This window comes from Henriciella sp. (assembly GCF_049649345.1).
In the GTDB taxonomy this organism is placed as follows: domain Bacteria; phylum Pseudomonadota; class Alphaproteobacteria; order Caulobacterales; family Hyphomonadaceae; genus Henriciella.
On the sequence record NZ_JBARZC010000250.1, the window covers coordinates 1 to 1,556 of the forward strand.

At 62.7% G+C, this 1,556-nt stretch carries 2 protein-coding genes; both read right to left on the bottom strand.

The features are described 5' to 3' along the window. Positions 1-186: efflux RND transporter permease subunit (locus tag WA989_RS06430; RefSeq protein ID WP_424339680.1), on the bottom strand; the 186-nt coding region annotated here is incomplete at its 3' end. Between the two features lie 12 nt (positions 187-198). Then, the gene (locus WA989_RS06435; protein WP_424339681.1) at positions 199-1,491 is read right to left on the bottom strand and encodes an efflux RND transporter periplasmic adaptor subunit; all 1,293 of its coding nucleotides are present in this window, start codon (positions 1,489-1,491) and stop codon (positions 199-201) included. Positions 1,492-1,556: the final 65 nt, after the last annotated feature.

Consider the following 1,556-nt stretch of genomic DNA (forward strand, 5'->3'; position numbering starts at 1 on the left):
GCGCTCGACCTCTTCCGGCGAGAGGCCTTCGGTCTCGGTGAAGACCTGGACGAGCGAGGGCGACGGGTCCGGAAAGGCATCGACAGGCAGGCTGCGAAACGCAAACAGGCCTCCGATCGACAGGGCGAGTGCGGCAATGGCGGCAAGCAGCCGTCCACCCGCAAGGCGGTGCATCAGATTGATCATCTTGCGGGTCTCCTAGTGGACGTGGCCGTCGCCGAACGCGTCTTTTTCAAGCTGCGCTTTGAGGGTGAAGGCGCCTTCGGACACAAAGGCGTCGCCGGTCTGAAGACCGGATGTGATCTCCGAGAAATCTCCCGCGCTGGCGCCAGTCTGAACCTCACGCGGTTCAAACCCGTCATCCGTAGGCACGAAGACCGATGTTCTGTTCTGGACGCTGACAATCGCGCTAGATGGCACCCGGACAACTGGCTGCGCCTGATCGGTTGCGATCCGGGCGGTCAGGAACTGTCCGGGCGTCAGGGCGCTGTCGGCATTGTCGACGATGACCCGCGCCGTTGCCGTACGGGACGTTTCATCGATGACGGGCAGGAGGATTGATATCTTCCCCTCGGCAAGCACCTCGCCGTCGCCGCGCTGCAAGGTCACCGACTGGCCTTTTCGCACGCTTGCAAGGTCTTCCTTGTAAACCGCGATATCGGCCCAGACGACGCTGTCATCCAGGATAACGAAAATCGGCTCGCCGCCAGCAGAGACGGTTTCTCCGAGCGAAACGCCGCGCTGTATCACCTTGCCTGCCATCGGCGCGGTGACATAGGCATACGCCAGAGCGCCATCGGCCGCTTCATCCATCCGGTCCAGCACGCCATGTCCTATGCCGACCGCGTGCAGCCTGTTTTCAGCCGCCTCGCGGGCCGCATCTGCGGCAGAAAAAGCCGCCCGCGCCGACTGCACATCGGCCTCGGCTGTTATCTTCTGCTCCCAGAGTTCTTCCTCTCGTTCGAGCTCTGCTAGGGCCAGGCGTTCGGCGCTCAAGGCATTGAGATAGTCGGCCTTGAGCCCGGCCAGTTCCCGGCTGTTGAGCCGCGCAAGCGTTGCGCCCTCAGTCACGACATCGCCCTCGCCTGCATGCAGCTGAGCGACAATGCCCTCAACCTGCGGCGAGACCCTGGCGACACGGTCCGCATCGAAACGGATCTCAGCCGGCAGCTCCAACTGGCCAGACACCTGCCCCGTTTCGGCAAAAGCAATCCTGATCCCGGCCGTTGCAGCGTCTTCGGCGCTCAGCTCGACATGATCGGCGTGCTCGCCCTCGTGGCTGTCATGGTCGTCATGTCCGTCGAGATCCTCATCAGCGTCGTGATCGTCATGACCGGCATGATCGTCGTGGTCATCATGATCGTCGTAATGCTCGTCGGCGTCCGAAACGGCATGGTTGGTCTCTGGCGAAACGGGCGCGTCATTGCTGCACGCCGAAACGGATAGCAGTGCCGGGCAAAACAGCGTTGCACATAGCAAGGTCTTCATCATTGGATGTCTCCTTCGAAGGGGGCGGCGCCGATGAGGGCGCGCAGGCGCAGGGCGTGCGTCTGGAG

Bases quoted from the DNA above. Each gene is read 5' to 3' on its own strand.
- WA989_RS06435 (WP_424339681.1), bottom strand. From the start codon at position 1,491: ATGATGAAGACCTTGCTATGTGCAACGCTGTTTTGCCCGGCACTGCTA.